Annotated in this window: 16 protein-coding genes; 5 read left to right on the plus strand and 11 right to left on the minus strand. The window is 72.0% G+C overall.

Annotated elements, in window-relative coordinates:
* Positions 1–9: 9 nt before the first annotated feature.
* The 3 genes from HQN59_RS01775 to mnmA form a co-directional block, all read right to left on the minus strand.
* Complete coding sequence (locus HQN59_RS01775) at positions 10–894, minus strand: c-type cytochrome (RefSeq protein ID WP_176065463.1); 885 nt, start codon at positions 892–894, stop codon at positions 10–12.
* Positions 891–1,535 carry an FMN-binding negative transcriptional regulator gene (locus HQN59_RS01780; protein WP_176065465.1) on the minus strand — a complete coding sequence of 215 codons (645 nt, stop codon included), beginning with the start codon at positions 1,533–1,535 and terminating at the stop codon, positions 891–893. The genes HQN59_RS01775 and HQN59_RS01780 overlap by 4 nt, the downstream gene beginning before the upstream one ends.
* Before the next feature lie 93 nt (positions 1,536–1,628).
* Complete coding sequence (gene mnmA, locus HQN59_RS01785) at positions 1,629–2,822, minus strand: tRNA 2-thiouridine(34) synthase MnmA (protein ID WP_176065467.1); 1,194 nt, start codon at positions 2,820–2,822, stop codon at positions 1,629–1,631.
* A 152-nt stretch (positions 2,823–2,974) separates the two neighbouring features.
* On the opposite strand from mnmA, the gene HQN59_RS01790 reads away from it, so the two are divergent.
* Positions 2,975–4,423: an MFS transporter gene (locus HQN59_RS01790; RefSeq protein WP_176065469.1), complete on the plus strand. Its 1,449-nt coding sequence runs from the start codon at positions 2,975–2,977 to the stop codon at positions 4,421–4,423.
* 84 nt (positions 4,424–4,507) lie between these two features.
* Here HQN59_RS01790 and HQN59_RS01795 read toward each other — a convergent pair whose 3' ends face one another.
* Positions 4,508–4,996, minus strand: a complete 489-nt coding sequence (locus HQN59_RS01795; protein ID WP_176065471.1) for an NUDIX domain-containing protein — start codon at positions 4,994–4,996, stop codon at positions 4,508–4,510.
* 149 nt (positions 4,997–5,145) lie between these two features.
* Here HQN59_RS01795 and HQN59_RS01800 point away from each other — a divergent pair, with 149 nt between their 5' ends.
* The 4 genes from HQN59_RS01800 to bktB all read left to right on the plus strand — a co-directional run bounded on the left by HQN59_RS01800 (position 5,146) and on the right by bktB (position 9,352).
* Positions 5,146–6,276 (plus strand): Re/Si-specific NAD(P)(+) transhydrogenase subunit alpha, encoded by a 1,131-nt coding sequence (locus tag HQN59_RS01800; RefSeq protein WP_176065473.1) that lies wholly within the window; start codon positions 5,146–5,148, stop codon positions 6,274–6,276.
* A gap of 50 nt (positions 6,277–6,326) precedes the next feature.
* A complete protein-coding gene (locus tag HQN59_RS01805) occupies positions 6,327–6,650 on the plus strand; it encodes an NAD(P) transhydrogenase subunit alpha part 2 (protein WP_176065475.1) in 324 nt (107 codons plus the stop codon).
* A 79-nt stretch (positions 6,651–6,729) separates the two neighbouring features.
* Positions 6,730–8,154: an NAD(P)(+) transhydrogenase (Re/Si-specific) subunit beta gene (locus HQN59_RS01810; protein WP_176065477.1), complete on the plus strand. Its 1,425-nt coding sequence runs from the start codon at positions 6,730–6,732 to the stop codon at positions 8,152–8,154.
* 13 nt (positions 8,155–8,167) lie between these two features.
* Complete coding sequence (bktB, locus tag HQN59_RS01815) at positions 8,168–9,352, plus strand: beta-ketothiolase BktB (protein ID WP_176065479.1); 1,185 nt, start codon at positions 8,168–8,170, stop codon at positions 9,350–9,352.
* Between the two features lie 25 nt (positions 9,353–9,377).
* Here bktB and HQN59_RS01820 read toward each other — a convergent pair whose 3' ends face one another.
* The 7 genes from HQN59_RS01820 to HQN59_RS01850 form a co-directional block, all read right to left on the minus strand.
* On the minus strand, positions 9,378–10,367 hold the full coding sequence (locus HQN59_RS01820) for a Bug family tripartite tricarboxylate transporter substrate binding protein (protein ID WP_176065481.1): 990 nt from the start codon (positions 10,365–10,367) through the stop codon (positions 9,378–9,380).
* 43 nt (positions 10,368–10,410) lie between these two features.
* The gene (locus HQN59_RS01825) at positions 10,411–10,920 is read right to left on the minus strand and encodes a hypothetical protein (RefSeq protein WP_176065483.1); all 510 of its coding nucleotides are present in this window, start codon (positions 10,918–10,920) and stop codon (positions 10,411–10,413) included.
* A 13-nt stretch (positions 10,921–10,933) separates the two neighbouring features.
* Positions 10,934–11,515, minus strand: a complete 582-nt coding sequence (locus HQN59_RS01830; protein WP_176065485.1) for a hypothetical protein — start codon at positions 11,513–11,515, stop codon at positions 10,934–10,936.
* 25 nt (positions 11,516–11,540) lie between these two features.
* On the minus strand, positions 11,541–13,223 hold the full coding sequence (locus tag HQN59_RS01835) for a long-chain-fatty-acid--CoA ligase (protein ID WP_176065486.1): 1,683 nt from the start codon (positions 13,221–13,223) through the stop codon (positions 11,541–11,543).
* Positions 13,224–13,318: 95 nt separating this feature from the next.
* Positions 13,319–14,770 (minus strand): efflux transporter outer membrane subunit, encoded by a 1,452-nt coding sequence (locus HQN59_RS01840; RefSeq protein WP_176065488.1) that lies wholly within the window; start codon positions 14,768–14,770, stop codon positions 13,319–13,321.
* A 17-nt stretch (positions 14,771–14,787) separates the two neighbouring features.
* Positions 14,788–18,147, minus strand: coding sequence for an efflux RND transporter permease subunit (locus tag HQN59_RS01845; protein WP_176065490.1), 3,360 nt, complete (start codon positions 18,145–18,147; stop codon positions 14,788–14,790).
* A gap of 346 nt (positions 18,148–18,493) precedes the next feature.
* A complete protein-coding gene (locus HQN59_RS01850; protein ID WP_176065492.1) occupies positions 18,494–21,871 on the minus strand; it encodes an efflux RND transporter permease subunit in 3,378 nt (1,125 codons plus the stop codon).
* Between the last annotated feature and the right edge of the window lie 19 nt (positions 21,872–21,890).

Raw genomic sequence — 21,890 nt, forward strand, 5'->3', positions numbered from 1 at the left:
CAGCCATGCTCAGCGGCTCGCCGGCGCGCGCAGCGTCGGCGGCGGCGCCGGAATCGCCGGGCGCCCGGCGGCGTTCGCCGCGGGCGGCGCCTGCGGCGGCGGCGGGGAGCCGGCGGGTGCCTGCGTCGGCGCTTCGGCGAGCACGCTGCCGCACGGCAGCGGCATCGGCTGGGCGTCGGCGGCGCGCACCGGCTTCGCGCCGGCGCCGACCGGCTGCGCCGCGAGCCAGGATGAGACCGCGCCGATGTCCTCGAGGGGCAGGCGCTGCGCGACCAGCGACATGCAGTCGGGCGCGACCGCCTTGCGCTTGCCGCTGCGCCAGGCGCCCAGCTGCGCATTGATGTAGTCGCGCGGCAGTCCGACCAGACCGGGACTCGCCGGCTCGATGCCCATCAGCGATTCGCCGTGGCAGCTCGCGCACGCGGGCACCTGCAGGGCCGGGTCGCCGCGCGTCACGAGCTCGCGGCCGCGCGCCGCCACGGCGTCGGGCGGCGCCGGCTGCGGCGCCGGATACGGCACCTGCAGCCCGGCGAAGTAGTCGGCGATCTCGCGCAGGTAGCGGTCGGTGAGCGGCCTGAGCAGATGGTTCATCGGCTCGTAGTGACGCCGCCCGTCGCGGAAGTTGAGGAGCTGATGGTAGAGATAGCCGGACGGCTTGCCGGCGATCCGCGGCACGTAGCCGTCGCTGGTGGCGCGGCCCTGCAGGCCGTGGCAGCCGGTGCACGCGCGCACGCGCTGCGCGATGGTGTCCTCGAATGCGGGCGCGCCGGCGGCGGTCGCCGGGGGCGCGATGGACGCGCCGACAGCGGCGAGCGCGGCGAATGCAAGAGCGACCCTGCGGGAAGCGCCACGGGCCGAAACCGCACGCGGGCGAACGTCGGGGAGAAGGCTCATGCCAAGCCCCCGCCCGGCCGCTCGACCTCGGCGGCAAGGGCCGTGTCGTTCGCCTCCGCGCGCAAGCCGGCCGCGACACCGGCCCGGTCGGCCGCCGGCCGGTTCTGGCTCACCTTCCACTTGCCGACCAGCGAGGTGAGCGGGATCTCGATGCCGACGATCGCGCGCAGCAGCGCATCGACATAGTCGGCCGGCGCGTCGTCGACAGCCCAGGGCGCGGCGCGCGTGCCCTCGTGGCGCTCGGTCAGCCGGGTCACCAGCCGGCGCAGCCACGCAGGGTCGTCGATCACGCGCAGCGGGCCGCGCGCCTGCACCATCACGTAGTTCCAGGTCGGCACGACCTTGCCGTGCTCGGCCTTGCTCGGGTACCAGGCCGGCGACACGTAGCCTTCGGGTCCGCCGAACACGACCAGCGCCTCGGCACCGGCGGGCGTCTCGCGCCACAGCGGGTTGGCGCGTGCCACGTGGCCGCGCAGCACGCCGGGGCCGCCGGCGCTGTCGTCGTCGAGCAGGAACGGGATCGGGTCGGCGCCGATGCCGCCGTCGGCCCGGGGCGTGATCAGGAGGCCGAGCGGGTGGTCGTGGACGAGGCGCCGCAGCACCTCGGGGCGCGGCTCGTCGAAGTGGGCAGGTCGGTACATCGGCGTGGGCGGACGGCCGAGTATGCCCGCGCGTTCGCGGCCTGCGGCGACCCGAGGCGCGCGGCAGATCGAGCGCCTGCGGCCCGGGACGATTCAGGCGTCGAGCGGCACCGCGTGGCGGCGCGCGCTGCGCGCGTCTGGGGAGTCGCGCCACGGCTCGGCATCGGCGATCACCGCGCCGCCGAGGCAGACCTCGCCGTCGTAGACGACCACCGACTGGCCCGGCGTCACCGCCCACTGCGGCGCGTCGAAGCGGGCGGTCAGCGACGCCGCCTCCGCGTCGATGCGGCAGGCGGCGTCGGCCTGCCGGTAGCGCGTCTTGGCGCCGACGCGCTCGCCCGCCGGAGGGCGACCGGCGATCCAGCTCGCGTCGTCGGCGCGCAGCGCGCGCGACAGCAGCCACGGGTGCTCGTGCCCCTGCACCACGACGAGGACGTTGCGCTCGAGGTCCTTGCGGGCGACGAACCACGGCGCGTGCTCGCTGCCGCCGCGCCGGGCGCCGCGCGTCTTCACGCCACCGAGGCCGATGCCCTTCCTCTGGCCGAGCGTGTAGAACGACAGGCCCACGTGCTCGCCGACCACGCGGCCGCGGTCGTCCTCGATCGGCCCCGGCCGCGACGCCAGGTAGCGGTTGAGGAACTCGCGGAACGGCCGCTCGCCGATGAAGCAGATGCCGGTCGAGTCGCGCTTGGTCGCGACCGGCAGGTCGATCTCGGCGGCGATGCGGCGCACCTCGGTCTTGGGCAGCTCGCCCACCGGGAACAGCGTGCGCGCGAGCTGCGCCTGGTTCAGGCGGTGCAGGAAATAGCTCTGGTCCTTGAGCGGATCGAGACCCTTGAGCAGCTCGAAGCTGCCACCCGCCGCCTGCCGCACCCGTGCGTAGTGGCCGGTCGCGATGCGCTCGGCGCCGAGCCGCACCGCGTGGTCGAGGAAGGCCTTGAACTTGATCTCGGCGTTGCACAGCACGTCGGGGTTCGGCGTCCGCCCGGCCCGGTACTCGCGCAGGAACTCGGCGAACACGCGGTCCTTGTACTCGGCGGCGAAGTTGACGTGCTCGATCTCGATGCCGATGCGGTCCGCGACGCTCGCCGCGTCGATGAAGTCCTGGCGCGACGAGCAGTAGGCGTCCTCGCCGTCGCTGCCCGGGCGGTCGTCGTCGGTCCAGTTCTGCATGAACACGCCGATCACCTCGTGGCCGGCGCGCTTGAGCAGCCAGGCGCCGACGGCCGAATCGACCCCGCCCGACAGGCCGACGACGACGCGCTGGAGAGGGGTTCGTTCCGTCATGCGGCCATTGTCCCGTGAAGCGCGGTCGGGGCGCGGGGGCGGGGTTGTCGGCGCCAGCCGACGGCTGCGGGCCGAACAACCGTGCCGGAGCGGCCCAAACGGCCGCGCCGGGCGGCGCGCGGCGGGGCGCGGACTTCGCCGATGATCGCCGGATGCGTGCGCCGCCCCTTCCGCCGGCCGACCGCGGCGCCGCGCCGCCGGCGGGCGCGCGCCTGGTGGTCGCGCTCGGCATCGCGCAGATCGTCTCGTGGGGCTCGCTCTACTACGCGTTCGCGCTGATCGTCGACAAGCTCGCCGCCGCGGTCGATGCGCGGCCGGCGGTCGTCGTCGGCGCCTACTCGGTCGCGCTGCTGATCACCGGCCTCGCGTCGGCGCCGTTCGGCGCGTTGATCGACCGCCACGGCGGGCGATGGGTGATGAGCGCCGGGTCGCTCGCCGCGGCGCTGCTCTTGCCGCTGCTCGGCCACGTGAGCAGCGTCCTCGAGCTCTACCTCGTGTGGGCGGCGCTCGGCGTGACCATGGCCGCCACGCTCTACGACCCGGCGTTCGCGGTGCTCGGCCAGGCGTTCGGCGCCGGCCAGCGCCGTGCGATCACCGCGGTCACGCTGTTCGGCGGCTTTGCAAGCACCGTGTTCTGGCCGCTCACGCAGGCGCTGGTGCAGGCGTTCGGCTGGCAGACGGCGCTGCTGGTGCTCGGTGCCATCAACGGGCTGGTCGCGCTGCCGCTGCATGCGCTGGTGCTGCCGTCGCGGCGCGCCTCGACGCAGGCGTCGGCGTCGCCGGCGGCGGACGACGTCGCGTCGCGGCCGGCGGCGGCCACCTCGGCGCCTGCGGCCGGGTCCGGCGGCGCGCCCTCGTCGGCGCCACGCGCGCCCGACGTGGCAGGCGGGCATGGGTCCACTGCGGCGCCGGCCGATCCTCGGCACGCGCCGGGCAGGGCGGCATCCGCTGCGGCCGACGTCGCCCGCCCTGCCGGGTCGATCGACGACTGGCGCGCCGCGGTGCGCGACCCGGCCTTCCTGCGCCTCGCGGTCGCATTCACCGGCAACGCGCTGGTCTTCTCGGGCATGACGGTGCACCTGATCCCGGTGCTGCACGCCAAGGGCTGGTCGCTCGCCGAGGCGGCGTGGATCGGCGCATTGGTCGGACCGATGCAGGTCCTCGGCCGCATCGCCGAGTACCGCTGGCTGCCGGACTGGTCGGCGTCGAAGGTCGGCGTGATCGCGATGTGGCTGCTGCCGGTCTCGCTGGTGCTGCTCGCGCTGCTCGGGGGATCGATGGTGTGGATCGGCGTCTTCGCGCTGCTCTACGGGTCGGGCAACGGCGTGATGACGATCGTGCGCGGCGCGATCCCGGCCGAGCTGTACGGCCGCGCCGCCTACGGCGCGATCAATGGCGCGCTGTCGGCGCCGGTGCTGATCTCGAAGGCCGCCGGGCCGCTGGTCGGCTCGCTGCTGCTCGCCGCCGCGCTCGGGCCGACGGCGATGGTGCTGCTGCTCGCAGGGCTGGCGGGCCTGGCGGCGGCGTTCTTCACGTGGACGATCCGGCGCCGCGCACCCGATGCGGTGCCGGTCGGCATGGTGCCTTCGTCGCGCTTCTAGCGCCGACTCGGGTCGCGCCGGTGCGTGGCTGCTGTCGATGCGGACCTGGCGCCAAGGCGCCGGGCGGCGCCTTCGCGCGGCCGCTCAGCGCCGCTCGAAGATCGTCGGACTCGCGTAGACGCTGTCGAGCGGCAGCGCGCGCCCGGCGCAGTGGTCCGCGATGCAGCGCAGCACGAGATCGCTGCGGTGGCGCGCGCGGCTCGCCCGCACCTCGGCAAGGCTGAACCATGCGGTGCGCACGATGCCGGTGTCGAGGCGCCGGCCCGGGTCGGCGTCGCCGACCTCGCCCGCGTACGCGAAGCGCAGGTACGTGACGTCGCCGCGCGGCCTCTGCACGCGCGAGAGGTAGACGCCGATCAGGTGGCGCGGCGTGAACACACGCGCGGTCTCCTCGAGCGCCTCGCGCACCACCGCCTGCTCGGGCGTCTCGCCGCGCTCGAGGTGGCCCGCCGGGTTGTTGAGGCGCAGGCCCTCGGGCGTGTGTTCCTCGACCAGCAGGAACTCGCGCTCGCCGGCGATCGAGCGCTCGATCACCGCGGCGACGGTGACGTTCGGCTTCCAGCGTTCGCTCATGCGGCGATGGTAGGCGTCGGCGCCAACAGCGCTTCGCCGCTCGCGCAGGCAGCGCCCGGCCGCGGGCGGGCGCGCACGTTCTTTCTTGTAAGCTCCGGCGTCGCGCCCGAGCCGCTGGAGAGCGCAACGCGCCGCCGAGGAGACATTGGATGTTGATTGGGGTACCGCTCGAGACGAGTCGCGGTGAGACGCGGGTCGCGGTGACGCCGGAGACCGCGAAGAAGCTGGTCGGGCAGGGTCATCGGCTGCAAGTCGAAACGGGCGCCGGCGTCGCGGCGAGCGCGACGGACGCCGCGTACACCGCGGCCGGTTGCGAGATCACCGACAAGGCCGGCGCGTTCGGCGCCGAGCTCGTGCTGAAGGTGCGCTCGCCCGACGCGAACGAGCTCGCGCTGATGAAGCCGGGCACCTTCCTGGTCGGCATGCTCAACCCGTTCGACGCCGCGGGCCTCGCCGCGATCGCCGCAGCCGGCGTGACCGCGTTCGCGCTCGAAGCCGCGCCGCGCACGACGCGCGCGCAGAGCATGGACGTGCTGTCGAGCCAGGCCAACATCGCCGGCTACAAGGCCGTGATCGTCGCCGCCGACCGCTACCAGCGCTTCTTTCCGATGCTGATGACGGCGGCCGGGACCGTGAAGGCGGCGCGCGTCGTCGTGCTCGGCGTCGGCGTGGCGGGCTTGCAGGCGATCGCGACCGCCAAGCGCCTCGGCGCGGTGATCGAGGCGTCGGACGTGCGCCCGTCGGTGAAGGAGCAGGTCGAGTCCCTCGGCGCCAAGTTCATCGACGTCCCGTACGAGACCGCCGAGGAGAAGGAAGCGGCCGAAGGCGTCGGCGGCTATGCGCGGCCGATGCCGCCGAGCTGGCTCGAGCGCCAGAAGGTCGAGGTCGCCAAGCGGGTCGCGCAGGCCGACGTGGTCATCTCGACTGCGCTGATCCCCGGCCGCGCCGCACCGGTGCTGATCACCGAGGAGATGGTGCGGTCGATGAAGCCGGGCTCGGTGATCGTCGACCTCGCCGCCGGCAAGGGTGCCGATGGCGTCGGCGGCAACTGCCCGCTCACCGAGGCCGACCGTACCGTGGTCAAGCACGGCGTCACGCTGGTCGGCGAGACCAACCTGCCGGCGCTCGTCGCCGCCGACGCGTCGGCGCTCTACGCGCGCAACGTGCTCGACTTCCTCAAGCTCGTGCTGCCCAAGGACGGCGCCTTCACGGTGCCGATGGACGACGACATCGTCGCCGCCTGCCTCGTCGCCCAGAGCGGCGAGGTGCGGCGCAAGTAGCGCCCGCATCCGAGCCGCGCTCGCCACCCGATCAACGCCCCGAGGACCGCATGGACGTCGTTTCGCCCACTCTCGTCAACCTGATCATCTTCGTGCTCGCCATCTACGTCGGCTACCACGTGGTGTGGACCGTCACGCCCGCGCTGCACACGCCGCTGATGGCCGTCACCAACGCGATCTCGGCGATCGTCATCGTCGGCGCGATGCTGGCCGCGGCGCTCACCGAGACCGGCCTCGGCAAGACGATGGGCGTGCTCGCGGTCGCGCTCGCCGCAGTCAACGTGTTCGGCGGCTTTCTCGTGACGCGGCGCATGCTCGAGATGTTCAAGAAGAAGGAGAAGAAGGCGCTGCCGCCCGCGGAGAAGCAGCCGTGAGCGCGGGTCTCGTGAGACCTGAGCCCAGCCGCTCCATGGCGCCTCGATCGACCGGCAGCCACGTCGTGGCGGAGGCGGCATGAGCCTCAACCTCGTCACCCTGCTCTACCTGATCGCGAGCGTCTGCTTCATCCAGGCGCTCAAGGGCCTGTCGCACCCGACCACGTCGATCCGCGGCAACCTGTTCGGCATGGTCGGGATGGCGATCGCCGTCTTCACCACCGCGGCGCTGATCCTGCGCATTTCCGGCGGCAACCTGCTCGGCATGGGCTGGGTGCTGCTCGGGCTCGTCGTCGGCGGTGCCTACGGCGCGTACCGCGCGCGCACGGTCGAGATGACGCAGATGCCCGAGCTCGTCGCGTTCTTCCACAGCATGATCGGCCTCGCGGCGGTGTTCATTGCGGTGGCCGCGGTCGCCGAGCCGAACGCGTTCGGGATCGCCGCGCGCGGCGATCCGATCCCCACCGGCAACCGCCTCGAGCTGTTCCTGGGTGCGGCGATCGGCGCGATCACGTTCTCGGGCTCGGTGATCGCGTTCGGCAAGCTCTCGGGCAAGTACAAGTTCCGCCTGTTCCAGGGCGCGCCGGTCACCTTCGGCGGCCAGCACCTGCTCAACCTGGTGCTCGGCCTCGCGACGATCGGCCTCGGCCTCGTCTTCACGTTCACCGGCAACTGGAGCGCGTTCTTCGCGATGCTCGCGCTCAGCTTCGTGCTGGGTGTCCTGATCATCATCCCGATCGGCGGCGCCGACATGCCGGTCGTGGTCTCGATGCTCAACAGCTATTCGGGCTGGGCCGCCGCGGGCATCGGCTTCTCGCTCAACAACAGCATGCTGATCATCGCCGGCTCGCTGGTCGGCAGCTCGGGCGCGATCCTGAGCTACATCATGTGCAAGGCGATGAACCGCTCGTTCTTCAACGTGATCCTGGGCGGGTTCGGCGGGGAAGCGAGCGCAGCGGCCGGGCCGGCGGCGGCGCAGCGCGCCGTCAAGAGCGGGAGCGCCGACGACGCCGCGTTCATCCTCGGCAACGCCGAGACGGTGATCATCGTTCCGGGCTACGGCCTCGCGGTCGCGCGCGCCCAGCACGCGGTCAAGGAGCTCGCGCTCAAGCTCACCGAGAAGGGCGTGACCGTGAAGTACGCGATCCACCCGGTCGCCGGCCGCATGCCCGGCCACATGAACGTGCTGCTCGCCGAGGCCGAGGTGCCGTACGACCAGGTGTTCGAGATGGAGGACATCAACAGCGAGTTCGGGCAGGCCGACGTCGCGATCATCCTGGGCGCCAACGACGTGGTGAACCCGGCCGCGCACACCAAGGGCAGCCCCATCTACGGCATGCCGATCCTCGAGGCGTACAAGGCCAAGACGGTGATCGTCAACAAGCGCTCGATGGCGGCCGGCTACGCCGGTCTCGACAACGAGCTCTTCTACATGGACAAGACGATGATGGTCTTCGGCGACGCCAAGAAGGTCGTCGAGGACATGGCCAAGGCCATCGAATAGCAGGAGGCTCGCGATGAGCAAGCGTGACGTCATGGTGCTGAGCGCGGTGCGCTCGGCGGTCGGAACCTTCGGTGGCGCGCTCGCCGACATCGAGCCCGCGGAGCTGGCCGGCACGGTGATGAAGGAGGCGGTCGCGCGCTCGGGCGTCGACCCGCAGGCGATCAACTACGTGACCGTCGGCAACACCATTCCGACCGAGAAGCGCTTCGCCTACGTCGCGCGCGTCGCGTCGATCCAGGCCGGGCTGCCGATGGAGTCGGTCGCGATGTCGGTGAATCGGCTCTGCTCGTCGGGGCTGCAGGCGATCGTGACGACCGCGCAGAACATCCTGCTCGGCGACTGCGACATCGGCATCGGCGGCGGCGTCGAGGTGATGAGCCGCTCCGGGTACCTGTCGACCGCGATGCGCAGCGGCGCGCGCATGGGCGACACCCAGCTCACCGACATGATGGTCGCGACGCTGAGCGACCCGTTCGGGGTCGGCCACATGGGCATCACCGCCGAGAACCTGGTTGCCAAGTGGGGCCTCACGCGCGAGGAGCAGGACGCGCTCGCCGCCGAATCGCACCGGCGCGCCGCCGCGGCGATCGCCGAGGGCCGCTTCGCCTCGCAGATCGTGCCGATCGTCAAGCAGACCCGAAAGGGCGAGGTCGTGTTCGACACCGACGAGCACGTGAAGGCCGGCACCACGGTCGAGTCGCTCGCCAAGCTCAAGCCGGCGTTCAAGAAGGACGGCTCGGTGACCGCCGGCAACGCGTCGGGCATCAACGACGGCGCGTCGTTCGTCGTGCTCGCCGACGCAGCGGTCGCGTCGAGCGGCGGCCACCGGCCGCTCGCCCGCCTCGTCTCGTACGCGGTCGCCGGCGTGCCGAACGAGATCATGGGCGAGGGCCCTATCCCCGCCAGCCGGCTCGCGCTCAAGAAGGCCGGTCTCACGCTCGATCGCATCGACGTGGTCGAGAGCAACGAGGCGTTTGCGGCGCAGGCGCTCGCCGTCGCACGCGGCCTCGACCTCGACCCGGCCCGCACCAACGTCAACGGCGGCGCGATCGCGCTCGGCCACCCGATCGGCGCGTCGGGTGCGGTGATCGCGACCAAGGCGCTGCACGAGCTGCAGCGCATCGGCGGGCGCTACGCGCTGGTCACCATGTGCATCGGCGGCGGCCAGGGCATCGCAGCCATCTTCGAGCGCGCCTAGGCGCGCGGCCCGGCGCCTCCGGGCGTCAGTCGGGCTTGATCTTCGCCCGTGCGATCACCGGTTTCCAGCGCTTCTGCTCCTGGGCGATGAACGCGGCGAACTCGGCCGCGCTGCTGCCGATCGCGATGGCGGCATCGGTCTCGAGCGCCTTCGCCGCCGCGGGCTCGCGCACCGCGCGTGCGGCGACGCTCGCGAGCCGCTCGGCGTTGGGCGCGGCGAGCGACGACGGCGCGAGGAGGCCGTACCACTGCGTCATCTCGAAGCCGGGGAAGCCCTGCTCGGCGACCGTCCCGACGTCCGGCAGTTGCGCCAGCCGCTGCGCCGAGCCGGTGGCGATGCAGCGCAGCTTGCCCGCCTTGATGAACTGCAGCACCGCCGGCGCGCCGACCGCCGCCGCGTCGAGGCGGCCGCCCATCAGATCGGTGAGCTGCGGGCCGGTGCCGCGGTACGGCACGTGCAGCACGAACGTGTTGCTCACCATCTTGAGGTATTCCATCGCCAGATGGCCGGCGCTGCCGTTGCCGGCCGAGCCGTAGTTCAGCGCGCCCGGCTTGGCGCGGGCGAGCGCGATGAACTCCTTCAGGTTCTTCGCCGGCACGTCGGGCCGCACCACGTAGAGGCTCGGCACCTTGGCGAGCAGCGAGATGGGCCGGAAGTCCTTGTTCGGGTCGTACGGGAGCTTTTCGAAGATGTAGGGGTTGACCGCGAGCGTGCCGATGTGGCCGAGGATCACCGTGTGCTGGTCGTCGGCGCGCGCCGCCTCGCCCATCGCGACGTTGCCGGCGCCGCCGGGCTTGTTGTCGACGAACACGCTCTGGCCGATGAGCTTCGTCATCTCGCCGGCGGTCGCGCGGGCGACGATCTCGGAGCTGCCGCCGGGTGCGAACGGCACGATGAAGCGGATCGGCTTGCTCGGCCACGTCTGGGCGCGCGCGAGTGTCGGCCAGACAGCGGGCGCAAGGGTGCCGAGGGCCGCGCCGAGCATCTGACGCCGCGAAGGGTCGGGCCTTTTCATCGTGATGTCTCCATCAGGCGCTCGTGGCGGCGCGCTGCGGAGGCTAGCGCATCCCGCGCGGCAGGCGCAGCAGCCAGGCGCCCACGCGCCGTCGCACGCGCCGTGCGGCGCGCCACGCGGCCGAACGATGGATGGCGCCGACGAGGCGCGCCTTCACCGACTGCCACCACGCGAGCGCACGCGCGAACCAGGCGAACTGCATCAGCTGCGGCTCGAGCAGCACGAACAGGCGCCCGACGAAGGCGGTACCGACCAGCTTGGCGGCGACGATCACGCCGACGCCGAGCGCGACGTGACCGGCACCGATCAGCGCGAGCGCGGCCAGCTTGAGCGGGAAGAGCAGCAGCGCCGGTCCCAGGAAGAGCGCGAGCGCGGCCCGCGGCCCGCTGCGCCGGATCAGCGCCTCCAGGTGCGCGAGCGGCGGCCAGCGCGCGATCCACGCCGCGGCGCGGGCGAGCGGCCGCGAGCCCCACTCCTCGACGAGGACGACGAACGCGGCGATGCCGAGCAGCGCCGCGCGCACGGCGCGGCGCGCGCCCGACCACGCGCTCATCGGCGCGCCCGGTTCAGCGGCCGAACAGCGTGCGCCGTGCGTCCGCCGCCACCGCGTCGCCGCGGCGACGCGCGATCGCCTCGATGGCGCGCTCGGCGACGCTGCGCAACTCGTCGAGCGAGCTCGCCCGCTCGACCGCCAGGGTCAGCGTGAAGCCGCGTACCCCCAGGTGGGTGGGGATCAGCTGGGTGAGCGCGGCGGCGAGTGCGCGCCGGTCGGCCGCCTGGGTCGAGGCCGGCGCGACGCTGCTCGGGTCCGGCACCGGCGCCGAACCGTCGGCCGGACCGGCGGTCCCGGCGCCGGCGTCGCCCGGGTGGGTGACCGCCCACCCGTCTCCGAGGCGCGCCACTGCCTCCCCTGACGACGACGCCTGCGCGTCGGCGCGCCCGGCCGAGCCGTTCGCCGCGGGTGCAATCAGCCCAAGGCCGTGCAGCGTGTCGAAGTCGGCCGGCGTGACGCCGGCGACGCTGGCGAGCAGCGTGGCGTCGGTCCTGACGCCGTCGATCAGCAGCAGCAGCGTCCGTTGCGCGCGCGCCTGGACGCGCTCGCGCGACTGGATCTCGCGCCGGCCGGCTTCGGTCTTGGACCAGATCACGGGTTCGATGCGGCGCGGCGCCGCCTCAGGCGGCGATCTTGTCGCGCAGCTCGCGACGCAGGATCTTGCCGACCGGCGTCTTCGGCAGCTCGTTGCGGAATTCGATGACGCGCGGCCGCTTGTAGCCGGTGAGGTTGGCCTCGCAGTACGTGCGGACCGCCGCTTCGGTGATCGAGGGGTCCTTGCGCACGATCACGAGCTTGACCACCTCGCCCGCCTTCGGGTCGGCGACGCCGATGGCCGCGCATTCGAGAACGCCCGGCATCTGCGTGACGACGTCCTCGACCTCGTTCGGGTACACGTTGAACCCGCTGACCAGGATCATGTCCTTCTTGCGGTCGACGATGCGCGTGAAGCCGCGGTCGTCGAGGATGCCGATGTCTCCGGTGCGGAAGAAGCCGTCGGGCGTCATCACCTTTGCCGTCTCGTCGGGGCGCTGCCAGTAGCCTGCCATGACCTGCGGGCCGCGCACCGCGATCTCGCCCGGCGTGCCGACCGGCAGCTCGTCGCCGGCGTCGTCGAGCATCTTGATCTCGGTGCTCGGCAGCGGCAGGCCGATGTTGCCGCTGAAGCTGGTGCTGTCGACCGGGTTGCAGGTCACCGACGGCGACGTCTCCGAGAGGCCGTAGCCCTCGACGATCGGGCAGCCGGTCTTCTCGAGCCACTGCTTGGCGGTCGCGCTCTGCACCGCCATGCCGCCGCCGACCGAGATCACGAGGCTCGACCAGTCGACGCTCGCGAAGTCGGGGTGATTCACCATGGCGTTGAACAGCGTGTTCACGGCCGGAAAGCTGTGGAACTTCTCGCGCCGGATGTCCTTGAACATCGCCGGCAGGTCGCGCGGATTCACGATCAGGATGTTGGCGCCGCCCATGTGCATCGAAAGCATCATGTTCGTCGTGAATCCGAAAATGTGATAGAGCGGCAGCGCGCAGACCGTGACGATCTGCTCGTTGCCCGGGATCTTTTTCAGCGCGGGCTGGTACCACGCCTCGGATTGCAGGATGTTGGCGACCAGGTTGCGGTGCAGCAGCACCGCGCCCTTGCTGACGCCGGTGGTGCCGCCGGTGTACTGCAGCACCGCGATGTCGTCCGGGCCCACGCGCGCCGGCGTGAACGGCTTGGCGCGGCCGCGCGCGAGGGCGTCGTTGAAGCGCACCGCGCTGCTGCCGAGGTCGTACGCCGGCACCATCTTCTTCACCTTGCGCACGACGTAGTTGACGATCGCGCCCTTCGGAAAGCCGAGCAGGTCGCCCATCGCGGCGAGGATCACGTGCCGGGTCGGGACGTTCGCCAGCACCTTGCCCAGCGTGGTCGCGAAGTTCTCGAGGATCACGATCGCCTTGGCGCCCGAGTCCTTGAGCTGGTGCTCGAGCTCGCGCGGCGTGTAGAGCGGGTTCACGTTCACGACCACGTAGCCGGCGCGCAGGATCGCCGCCACGGCGACCGGGTACTGCGGCACGTTGGGCAGCATGATGGCGACCCGGTCGCCGGGCACGAGGCCGAGACTCTGCAGATAGCCGGCCAGCGCCGCCGACTGCTGGTCGAGCTGGGCGAACGTCATCGGCTTGCCCATGAAGGTGTACGCGGTGCGGCTCGCGTGCTTGCGCAGGCCCTCGTCGAGCAGCGCCACCAGCGACGGGTAGCGGCCGATGTCGATCTCGGCCGGCACGCCTTCGGGGTAGTTCTTGAGCCAGGTCTTTTCCATCGCGGTCTCCGTCGGGAGCCCGGATTCTGCCGGCGCCCCTGCGGCGCCGCGTCAGGTGTTTCCAGCCCGGCCCGGCACCCCTCCGGGCGTCCGCGTCAGCCCGGCGCGACCTGCCAGCCGCCGCCGAGCGCCTGGATCAGCGCGATGGTCGCCGATTGGCGGTCGGCCTCGAGCTGCAGCAGCGCACGCCGCGCGTTGAGCGCCGCCGCCTGCGCGGTCACGACCTCGGTGTAGCTCACCTGCCCGGCGTCGTAGCGGTTGCGGATCTGGGTCTCGATCAGCTCGGCGGCGGCCGCCGCCTCGCGGCGCAGGCGCTCCTGCGCCGCCAGCGTGCGCAGCGCCGAGAGCTGGTCCTCGACCGACTGGAACGCGACCAGCACGGTCTGGCGGTAGCGCGCCACCGCCGCCTCGCGCGCGGCCTCGGCGCCGGCGACGCGCGCGCGGGTGGCGCCGGCGTCGAACACCACCTGGGCGGCCGAGACGCCGAGCGACCACAGCGTCGCCGACGCCGCGAACAGGTCGCCGATGCGGCTCGCGGAGCGGCCGAGATCGGCGCCGAGCGACAGGCTCGGGAAGTACGCCGAGCGCGCGACGCCGATCTGAGCGTTCGCCGCGGCGACGCTGCGTTCGGCGGCGGCGATGTCGGGGCGGCGCTCGAGGAGCCGCGACGGCACGCCGAGCGGCACCGCCGGGGCGCTCGCCACCCAGTCGCCCGAGGCGATTGCGAAGTTGCCGGGCGCGCGTCCGACCACCACCGCGATCGCATGCTCGAGGCGCTCGCGCTGCGCGATCACCGACGCCAGCTCGGCGCGCGTCGTCGCGAGCTGGGTCTCGGCCTGCAGCACGTCGGTGCGCGCGACCACGCCGGCGGCGTAGCGGTTGCGCACGATCTGCAGCGTGCGCTCGAGCGCCTCGATCGAGCGCCGCAGCAGCGCCGCGTCGGCGTCGGCCTCGCGCAGCGCCACGTAGTTGAGGGCGACGTCGCCCTGCGCCGCGAGACGCGCCGCGCCGAGGTCGGCGAGTGTCGCCGTCGCGTTGGCCTCGGCCGCCGTGATGCCGCTGCCGATGCGCCCCCAGAGGTCGGGCGCCCAGCTCGCCGACACGCCGAGGTCGACGCTGCGGGTGCTGCTGGCGCCCGAGCCGCGGCTGCCGGAGCGCCGCAGGTTGGCGTCCGCGCCGATCGAGGGAAACAGCTGCGCGCGCTGCTCGCCGACGATGGCACGGGCCTGTTCGACGGCGGCTGCGGCGGCCGCGACGTTCTGGTTCGAGACCTCGACCTGCTCGATGAGCTCCGTGAGCACCGGATCGTCGAACAGCCGCCACCACGCGCCGCGCTCGAGCGCGTCCGGCGCGCCCGCCGGCAGCCAGGTCGCGCCGGCTTCGACCGGCGCCTGCCGATACGCGGCCGGCACCTCGACGCTGGGCCGCTCGTAGACGGGGCCGACGGCGCAGCCCGTGAGCGCGAGGCTGGTCGCCAGCGCGATCAGGCGCAGGGCGCCGGTGCGGCACGCCGATGCAGGTGGCGGATCGAGGGGCAGGCAGGTCATGCGAAGCGGGGCAGAGGTCATGCGGCCGCGCCGGCGGCCGTGGGCGGGTGCGCGCGCGGCGGCTCCGGCGGAGTGCCGCGCCGGCGGGCGCGCCGCATGCGCAGCTTGTCGAGCAGCACGTAGACGACCGGAGTGGTCAGCAGCGTCAGCAGCTGGCTCGCGATCAGCCCGCCGATGATCGACACGCCGAGCGGGCGGCGCAGCTCCGAGCCCTCGCCGAAGCCGATCGCGAGCGGCAACGCGCCGAGTGCGGCGGCGAGCGTCGTCATCAGGATGGGCCGGAAGCGCAGCAGGCACGCCTCGCGCACCGCCTCGACCGCGTCGAGGCCGCGCGAGCGCTCGGCCTCGAGCGCGAAGTCGATGATCAGGATCGCGTTCTTCTTGACGATGCCGATCAGCAGGAACACGCCGATCAACGCGATGATCGAGAACTCCATCCGGAACAGCAGCAGCGCGAGCACCGCGCCGACGCCCGCCGACGGCAGCGTCGAGAGCACCGTGAGCGGGTGCACCAGGCTTTCGTAGAGGATGCCGAGCACGAGGTAGATCACCACCAGCGCGGCGATGATCAGCATCGTCTGCTGACCCTGCGACTGCCGCGCGGCGAGCGCGGTGCCTTGGAAGCTTCCGCGCACGTTGGTCGGCATCGCGATGTCGGCCTCGGCCTGGCGGATCGCCGCGTCGGCGTCGTCGAGCGTGCGGCCGTCGGCGAGGTTGAACGAGATCGTCGTCGCGAGCTCGCCGTCCTGGTGGTTCACCGAGGTCGGCGTCGGCGCCTCGGCGAAGCGCGCGATCGCGGCGAGCGGCACCAGGGGCGTCGCCGTGTTGCTGAGCGGGTTGCCGGTCGACGCGTCGCGCGCCGCCGGGTTGACCGACACCGTCGCGGTGGCGCCGCTGCCCGCGCTGCCGGTCGAGCCGGTGCCGACCGTCGAGCCGGTGCCGCTCGCGGTCGAACCCAGACCGTTGCCGACCGACGCCGCCCCGGTGCCGCCTGCCGTGAGCGCCCCCGTCGCGCTCGCGGCGCTGGTGCCCGCGGGCGCGGTGCCGGCGCTCGCGCGCGCCGGCACGTAGACGTCGGCGAGCGCGTTCGGGCTCTGCGTGTAGCGCGGGTCCCACTCGAGGATCACGCGGTACTGGTTGAGCTCGTCGTAGATCGTCGCCGCCGAGCGCTGGCCGAACGCGTTGTAGAGCGCGGTGTTCACCGCCGCCGACGTCACGCCAAGACGTGCCGCGCTGTCGCGGTCGACCTCGACCCGCGTCTCGACGCCGTTGTCGGACTGGTCGGTGTCGACGTCGGCGAGCTCGGCGAGCGTCTTCATGCGTTCGGCCAGGCGCGTGGCCCAGAGCCGCAGATCGGCGAGGTTGTCGCTCTTGAGCGTGTACTGGTAGGTGGAGTTGCTCTGCCGGCCGCCCATCCGCACGTCCTGCACGGTGTTGAGGAACACCGTGAGGCCGGTCACCTGCGCGAGCTGCGGGCGCAGGCGGGCGATCACCTGCTGACCACTCTCGGTGCGCTCGCCGAGCGGCTTCAGGTTGACGAACATGAAGCCGCCGCCCGAGCGGCCGCCGCCGGTGAAGCCGACCGTGGTGTCGACCGCCGGGTCGGCCTGGATGATGCCGATCACCTGGCGCAGCTTGTCGCCCATGGCCTGCGTCGAGATGCTCTGGTCGGCACGCAGGCCGCCGTTGAGCTGGCCGGTGTCCTGCTGCGGAAAGAAGCCCTTGGGCGCCGCGCTGAACAGGTACACGTTGAGGCCGATCACCGCAACCAGGATGAACAGCACGAGGCCCTGGCTCGCCAGCGCCCAGTCGAGGCTCTTCGCGTACCAGCCGAGCACGCGCTGGTAGCCGCGTTCGAACACGCGCGCGATGCGGCCGGGTGGGCGCTGGGCCGTATCGATCGGCCGCAGCAGCCACGCGCACATCATCGGCGTGGTGGTCAGCGAGATGACGAGCGAGATCATCACCGCCGCCGACAGCGTGACCGCGAACTCGCGGAACAGGCGGCCGACCTGGCCTTCCATGAAGAGCAGCGGGATGAACACCGCGACCAGCGACACGCTGATCGAGAGCACCGTGAAGCCGACCTCCCGGGAGCCGCGCAGGGCAGCCTCCATACGCCCCATGCCGGCTTCGATGTGGCGCGCGGTGTTCTCGAGCACCACGATCGCGTCGTCGACCACGAAGCCGGTCGCGACGGTGAGCGCCATCAGGCTGAGGTTGTTCAGCGAGAAGCCGAGCAGCAGCATCACGCCGAAGGTGCCGAGCAGCGACACCACGGTCGCGACCGCCGGGATGAACGTGGCGCGCGCATTGCGCAGGAACGCGCCGACCACGATGACGACGAGCGCGATCGAGATCAGCAGCGTGAACTCGATCTCGTGCAGCGAGGCGCGGATCGAATTGGTGCTGTCGCTCGCGACCTCGAGCTTGACGTCGCTCGGCAGCTGAGCCTGCAGCTCGGGGATCAGCGCGCGCACCCCGTCCACGGTCTCGATCACGTTGGCACCCGGCTGCCGCGTGACGAGCACGATGATTGCGGGCCGACCCTTGAAGAGGCCGAGCGTGCGCGTGTTCTCGACGCCGTCGATCACGCGCGCGACGTCGCGCAATCGCACCGCCGCGCCGTTGCGCCAGGCGACGACCATTGGCGCGTACTCGGCCGCGCGCTTGCCCGGCGTCGTGGTGTAGATCTGCAGGCGCTGCCCGGCGCCTTCGATCTGCCCCTTGGGCCGATTGGCGTTGCTCGACTGGATCGCCGCGCGCACGTCGTCGGCGCTGATGCCGTACTGGTTGAGCGCGAACGGGTTGAGCTCGACACGCACCGCCGGCAGCGTGCTGCCGCCGATCTCGACGTCACCGACGCCCTCGACCTGCGCCAGGCGCTGCGTGACGACGTTGGAGACCTCGTCGTAGAGCTCGCCCGGCGTCTTGGTCGGCGACGTCAGCGCCAGGATGATCACCGGCGCGTCCGACGGGTTGGCCTTGCGATAGGTCGGGTTGCTGCGCAGCGTCGCCGGCAGGTCGGCGCGCGCCGCGTTGATCGCCGCCTGCACCTCGCGCGCCGCCGCATCGATGCTGCGGTTGAGCGCGAACTGCAGGCTCACGCGCGTCGAGCCGGTGCCGCTGGAGGACGTCATCTCGTTGACGCCCGAGATCGTGCCGAGCCGTCGTTCGAGCGGCGTCGCGACGCTCGAGGCCATCGTGTCGGGGCTCGCCCCGGGCAGGCTCGCCGACACCGAGATCGTCGGGTAGTCGACCTGCGGCAGCGGCGACACCGGCAGCGCGAAGAACGCGGCGATCCCGGCCAGCGCCACGCCGATCGTCAGCAGGACGGTCGCGATCGGGCGGCGGACGAAGGGGCCGGAGAGATTCATGGCAGCGTTGCTGGAGCCGGTGCGTACTTCGAGGCTCGCGCGCCGGCGGCGCGGGGTAGCCGACTCCGCTCATGTCCCCCGGCGTCGCCCTTCGGGCGCCGCCTCCTCCTTAACTTCGCTGCGTCGGCCACCCCACACCGCCGGCGGTGCGGCGACTCGCCCGCATGCCGCAACGCTGCAAAGGTGGGGGGATGAGGCGTGTGGTGCAGCGAGGCCAAGGAGGAATGGTCGGGCGCGCCGGCGCTTCGTCCGGGCGGGCGCAGACGCAAGGAGTCCGGTGCAGCGCTTGCGCCCGGCGCATGGCTAGCGAGCCGGTGCACGCGACACGTTGCGCACCGATCCGCTGTCATGCAGCACCCCCCTGGACGTTTGCAAGCCGCGCCGGGCGCTTGCGAATGCGCCGTCCCAGATCATCGAACGCCAGATAGATCACCGGCGTGGTGAACAGCGTCAGCAGCTGGCTGACGATGAGGCCACCGAAGATCGCGAGGCCGAGCGGGCGGCGCAGCTCGGCGCCTTCGCCCCAGCCGAGCATCAGCGGCAGCGCGGCAAACAGGGCCGCGAGCGTGGTCATCAGGATCGGTCGGAAGCGCAGCAGCGCAGCCTGGTGGATCGCCTCGCGCGGCGAAAGGCCGGTGCGCAGCTCGGGGTCTTGGCGGGGATCGGTGCCCTGGCCTTCGCCGCGGGCGCCGACGGTGCCGGGCGGCAGGCCGCCGCGTTCGGCCTCGATCGCGAAGTCGATCATCATGATCGCGTTCTTCTTGACGATGCCGATCAGCAGGATGATCCCGATGATCCCGATCACGCCCAGGCCGTTGCCCGAAAGCCAGAGCGCGAGCAGCGCGCCGACGCCGGCCGAGGGCAAGGTCGACAGGATCGTCAGCGGGTGAACATAGCTCTCGTAGAGCACGCCCAGCACGATGTAGACGCAGATCACCGCGGCGAGGATCAGCCAGAGCTGGTTCGAGAGCGAGTTCTCGTAGGCGCCCGATGCGCCGAGGAACGTGAGCTGCACGCTGGCGGGCAGCGCGATCGCCTTGGCCGCGGCGCGGATCGCGTCGACCGCGTCGCCGAGCGCGACGCCGGGCGCGGTGTCGAAGCCGACGGTCGTTGCCGGGAACTGGGCGACGTGCGTGATCTGCAGCGGTGCCGGCCGCTCGCTGATGCGCGCGAACGCGGCGAGCGGCGTGGTCTCGCCGGAGGCCGTCTTGAGGTTGAGCTTGCCCAGCGACTCGGCATTCGTCAGCAGGCCGGGCCGCGCTTCGAGGATGACGCGGTACTGGTTGGTCTCGGTGAAGATGGTCGAGACGATGCGCTGGCCGAACGCGCTGTAGAGCGCATCGTCGACCGCGCTCGCGGTGACGCCGAGGCGCGCCGCGGTGTCGCGGTCGATGTCGATGAAGGCCGCCAGGCCCTCGGCGCCGGCATCGCTGACGACGTTGCGGACCCTCGACGAGCGCTGCAGCTCGGCCGCCAGCTTGCGGGTCCACTCGGTCACCGTGGCGGTATCGGCGCCTTCGAGCGCGAAGCGGTACTCGGTCGGTCCCGACTCGGCGTCGATCGTGAGGTCCTGCGTCGGTTGCAGATAGAGCGTCACGCCGGCGACGCCGCGCACGCGTTCGCGCAGGCGATCCATCACCACGTGCGGGGCGGCGCGCTCGGCCTTCAGGTTGATCAGCATGCGGCCGGTGTGCAGCATGGTGTTGTTGGTGGCGTCGACGCCGATGAACGACGCGACGCTCGCGACGTCGGGGTCGCGCAGGATCGCGCGCGCCGCGGCCTGCTGCAGGTCGGCCATGCGCTCGTACGAAACGTCCTCGGCGGCCTGTACGCGCGCCTGCAGCTGCCCGGTGTCCTGGGTCGGGAACAGCCCCTTCGGGATCACGAGGTAGAGCAGCACCGTGAGTACCAGCGTCGCCAGCGCCACGAGCAGCGTGAGGCCGCGGTGATCGATGACCCACGTGAGGCTGCGGTCGTAGCGCGTCATCACGCCGTCGAACAGGCGCTGCAGGCGCGCGCCGAGACTGCCCGGGCGCGCCGTCTTCTCGTGCACCTGGAGCCAGCGCGCCGACATCATCGGCACCAGCGTCAGCGACACGACGGCCGAGATCAGGATCGTGATCGCGAGCGTCACCGCGAACTCGCGGAACAGGCGCCCGACCACGTCGCCCATGAAGAGCAGCGGAATCAGCACGGCGATCAGCGACACCGTCAGCGAGATGATCGTGAAGCCGATCTCCGACGCGCCGGCGAGCGCGGCGCGGTAGGCGATGTCGAAGGTGGAGCGGGCGGGTGACGCAGCCGGCGCTGCTCCGGCCGGCCCGGACGGGGCGACCGCTGCAGCGCTGGTCTGACCATTGCGCGCCATTGTGGCTCCGCCGGAGACGTCATGTCTCGGGCTCTGCGCATCTGCGCCCACGACTTCGGCTGCGCCGAAGTCAGCCTCCGACGAAACATCTCGCGCCATCTCCAGATGGCGAGAAATGTTCTCGATCATCACGATCGCGTCGTCGACCACGAACCCGGTCGCGATCGTGAGCGCCATCAGGCTCAGGTTGTTGAGGCTGTAGCCCAGCAGGTACATGACGCCGCAGCTGCCGATCAGCGAGATCGGCACCGCGAGGCTCGCGATCACCGTGGCGCGCAGGCTGCCGAGGAACGCGAAGATCACCAGCACCACCAGCACGACCGCGAGCACGAGCTCGATCTGCACGTGCTCGACCGACGCGCGGATGCCGGTGGTGCGGTCGGCGAGCACGTCGACCTGCAGCGCCGCCGGCAGCCCGCGCTGCAGCTCGGGCAGCTGCGCCTTGATCGCGTCGACGGTCGCGATCACGTTGGCGCCCGGCTGGCGCTGCACGTTGAGGATGATCGCGGGCTTGAGCACGCCGTTGATGCCGGCCCATGCGCCCAGGCGCGTGTTCTCGGCGCCTTCGACCACCTGCGCCACGTCCTTTAGGCGGACCGGTGCCTCGTTGCGGTACGCGACGACGAGGTTCTTGTAGGCGTCGACCGTGAGCAGCTGGTCGTTCGAGTTGATCGTGTAGGCGCGGCGCGGGCCGTCGAAGCTGCCCTTGGCGCTGTTCGCGTTGGCCGAGGCGATGGCGGTGCGCAGCGTGTCCAGACCGAGCCCGTACGACGCCAGTGCCTGCGTGTCGGCCTGGATCCGCATCGCCGGGCGCTGCCCGCCGGCCAGGCTGACGAGGCCGACGCCGCCGACCTGGCTGATCTTCTGCGCGAGACGCGTGTTGACGAGGTTCTGCACCTCGGTCAGCGGCATCGTGTCCGATGTGATCGCGAGCGTCAGCACCGGGGCGTCGGCCGGGTTGACCTTGGCGTAGACCGGCGGCGCCGGGAGGTCCGCCGGCAGCAGCGACGCACCGGCGTTGATCGCGGCCTGCACCTCCTGCTCGGCCACGTCGAGCGTCTGCCCGAGCGAGAACTGCAGCGTGATGATCGACGCGCCCGCGGCGCTGGTCGAGTTCATCCGCGCAAGGCCGGCCATCTGGCCGAACTGCCGTTCGAGCGGCGCGGTGACGGTGCGGCTCATCACCTCGGGGCTCGCGCCGGGGTACAGCGTCTGCACCTGGATCGTCGGGTAGTCGACCTGCGGCAGTGCCGAAAGCGGCAGCAGGCGGTAGCCGACGAGGCCGCTCAGCACGATCGCCAGCATCAGCAGCGCGGTCGCGACGGGCCGCGCGATGAACGGGGCGGACGGGCTCATCGGCGAGGGATCGGCGCGC

This window comes from Rhizobacter koreensis (assembly GCF_013366375.1).
Classification (GTDB): Bacteria; Pseudomonadota; Gammaproteobacteria; order Burkholderiales; family Burkholderiaceae_C; genus Schlegelella_A; species Schlegelella_A koreensis.

Bases quoted from the DNA above. Each gene is read 5' to 3' on its own strand.
- HQN59_RS01840 (WP_176065488.1), bottom strand. From the start codon at position 14,770: ATGACCTGCCTGCCCCTCGATCCGCCACCTGCATCGGCGTGCCGCACC.
- HQN59_RS01810 (WP_176065477.1), top strand. From the start codon at position 6,730: ATGAGCCTCAACCTCGTCACCCTGCTCTACCTGATCGCGAGCGTCTGC.
- HQN59_RS01775 (WP_176065463.1), bottom strand. From the start codon at position 894: ATGAGCCTTCTCCCCGACGTTCGCCCGCGTGCGGTTTCGGCCCGTGGC.
- HQN59_RS01820 (WP_176065481.1), bottom strand. From the start codon at position 10,367: ATGAAAAGGCCCGACCCTTCGCGGCGTCAGATGCTCGGCGCGGCCCTC.
- HQN59_RS01845 (WP_176065490.1), bottom strand. From the start codon at position 18,147: ATGAATCTCTCCGGCCCCTTCGTCCGCCGCCCGATCGCGACCGTCCTG.
- HQN59_RS01850 (WP_176065492.1), bottom strand. From the start codon at position 21,871: ATGAGCCCGTCCGCCCCGTTCATCGCGCGGCCCGTCGCGACCGCGCTG.
- HQN59_RS01780 (WP_176065465.1), bottom strand. From the start codon at position 1,535: ATGTACCGACCTGCCCACTTCGACGAGCCGCGCCCCGAGGTGCTGCGG.
- HQN59_RS01795 (WP_176065471.1), bottom strand. From the start codon at position 4,996: ATGAGCGAACGCTGGAAGCCGAACGTCACCGTCGCCGCGGTGATCGAG.
- bktB (WP_176065479.1), top strand. From the start codon at position 8,168: ATGAGCAAGCGTGACGTCATGGTGCTGAGCGCGGTGCGCTCGGCGGTC.
- HQN59_RS01790 (WP_176065469.1), top strand. From the start codon at position 2,975: ATGCGTGCGCCGCCCCTTCCGCCGGCCGACCGCGGCGCCGCGCCGCCG.
- HQN59_RS01825 (WP_176065483.1), bottom strand. From the start codon at position 10,920: ATGAGCGCGTGGTCGGGCGCGCGCCGCGCCGTGCGCGCGGCGCTGCTC.
- HQN59_RS01805 (WP_176065475.1), top strand. From the start codon at position 6,327: ATGGACGTCGTTTCGCCCACTCTCGTCAACCTGATCATCTTCGTGCTC.
- HQN59_RS01800 (WP_176065473.1), top strand. From the start codon at position 5,146: ATGTTGATTGGGGTACCGCTCGAGACGAGTCGCGGTGAGACGCGGGTC.
- HQN59_RS01835 (WP_176065486.1), bottom strand. From the start codon at position 13,223: ATGGAAAAGACCTGGCTCAAGAACTACCCCGAAGGCGTGCCGGCCGAG.
- mnmA (WP_176065467.1), bottom strand. From the start codon at position 2,822: ATGACGGAACGAACCCCTCTCCAGCGCGTCGTCGTCGGCCTGTCGGGC.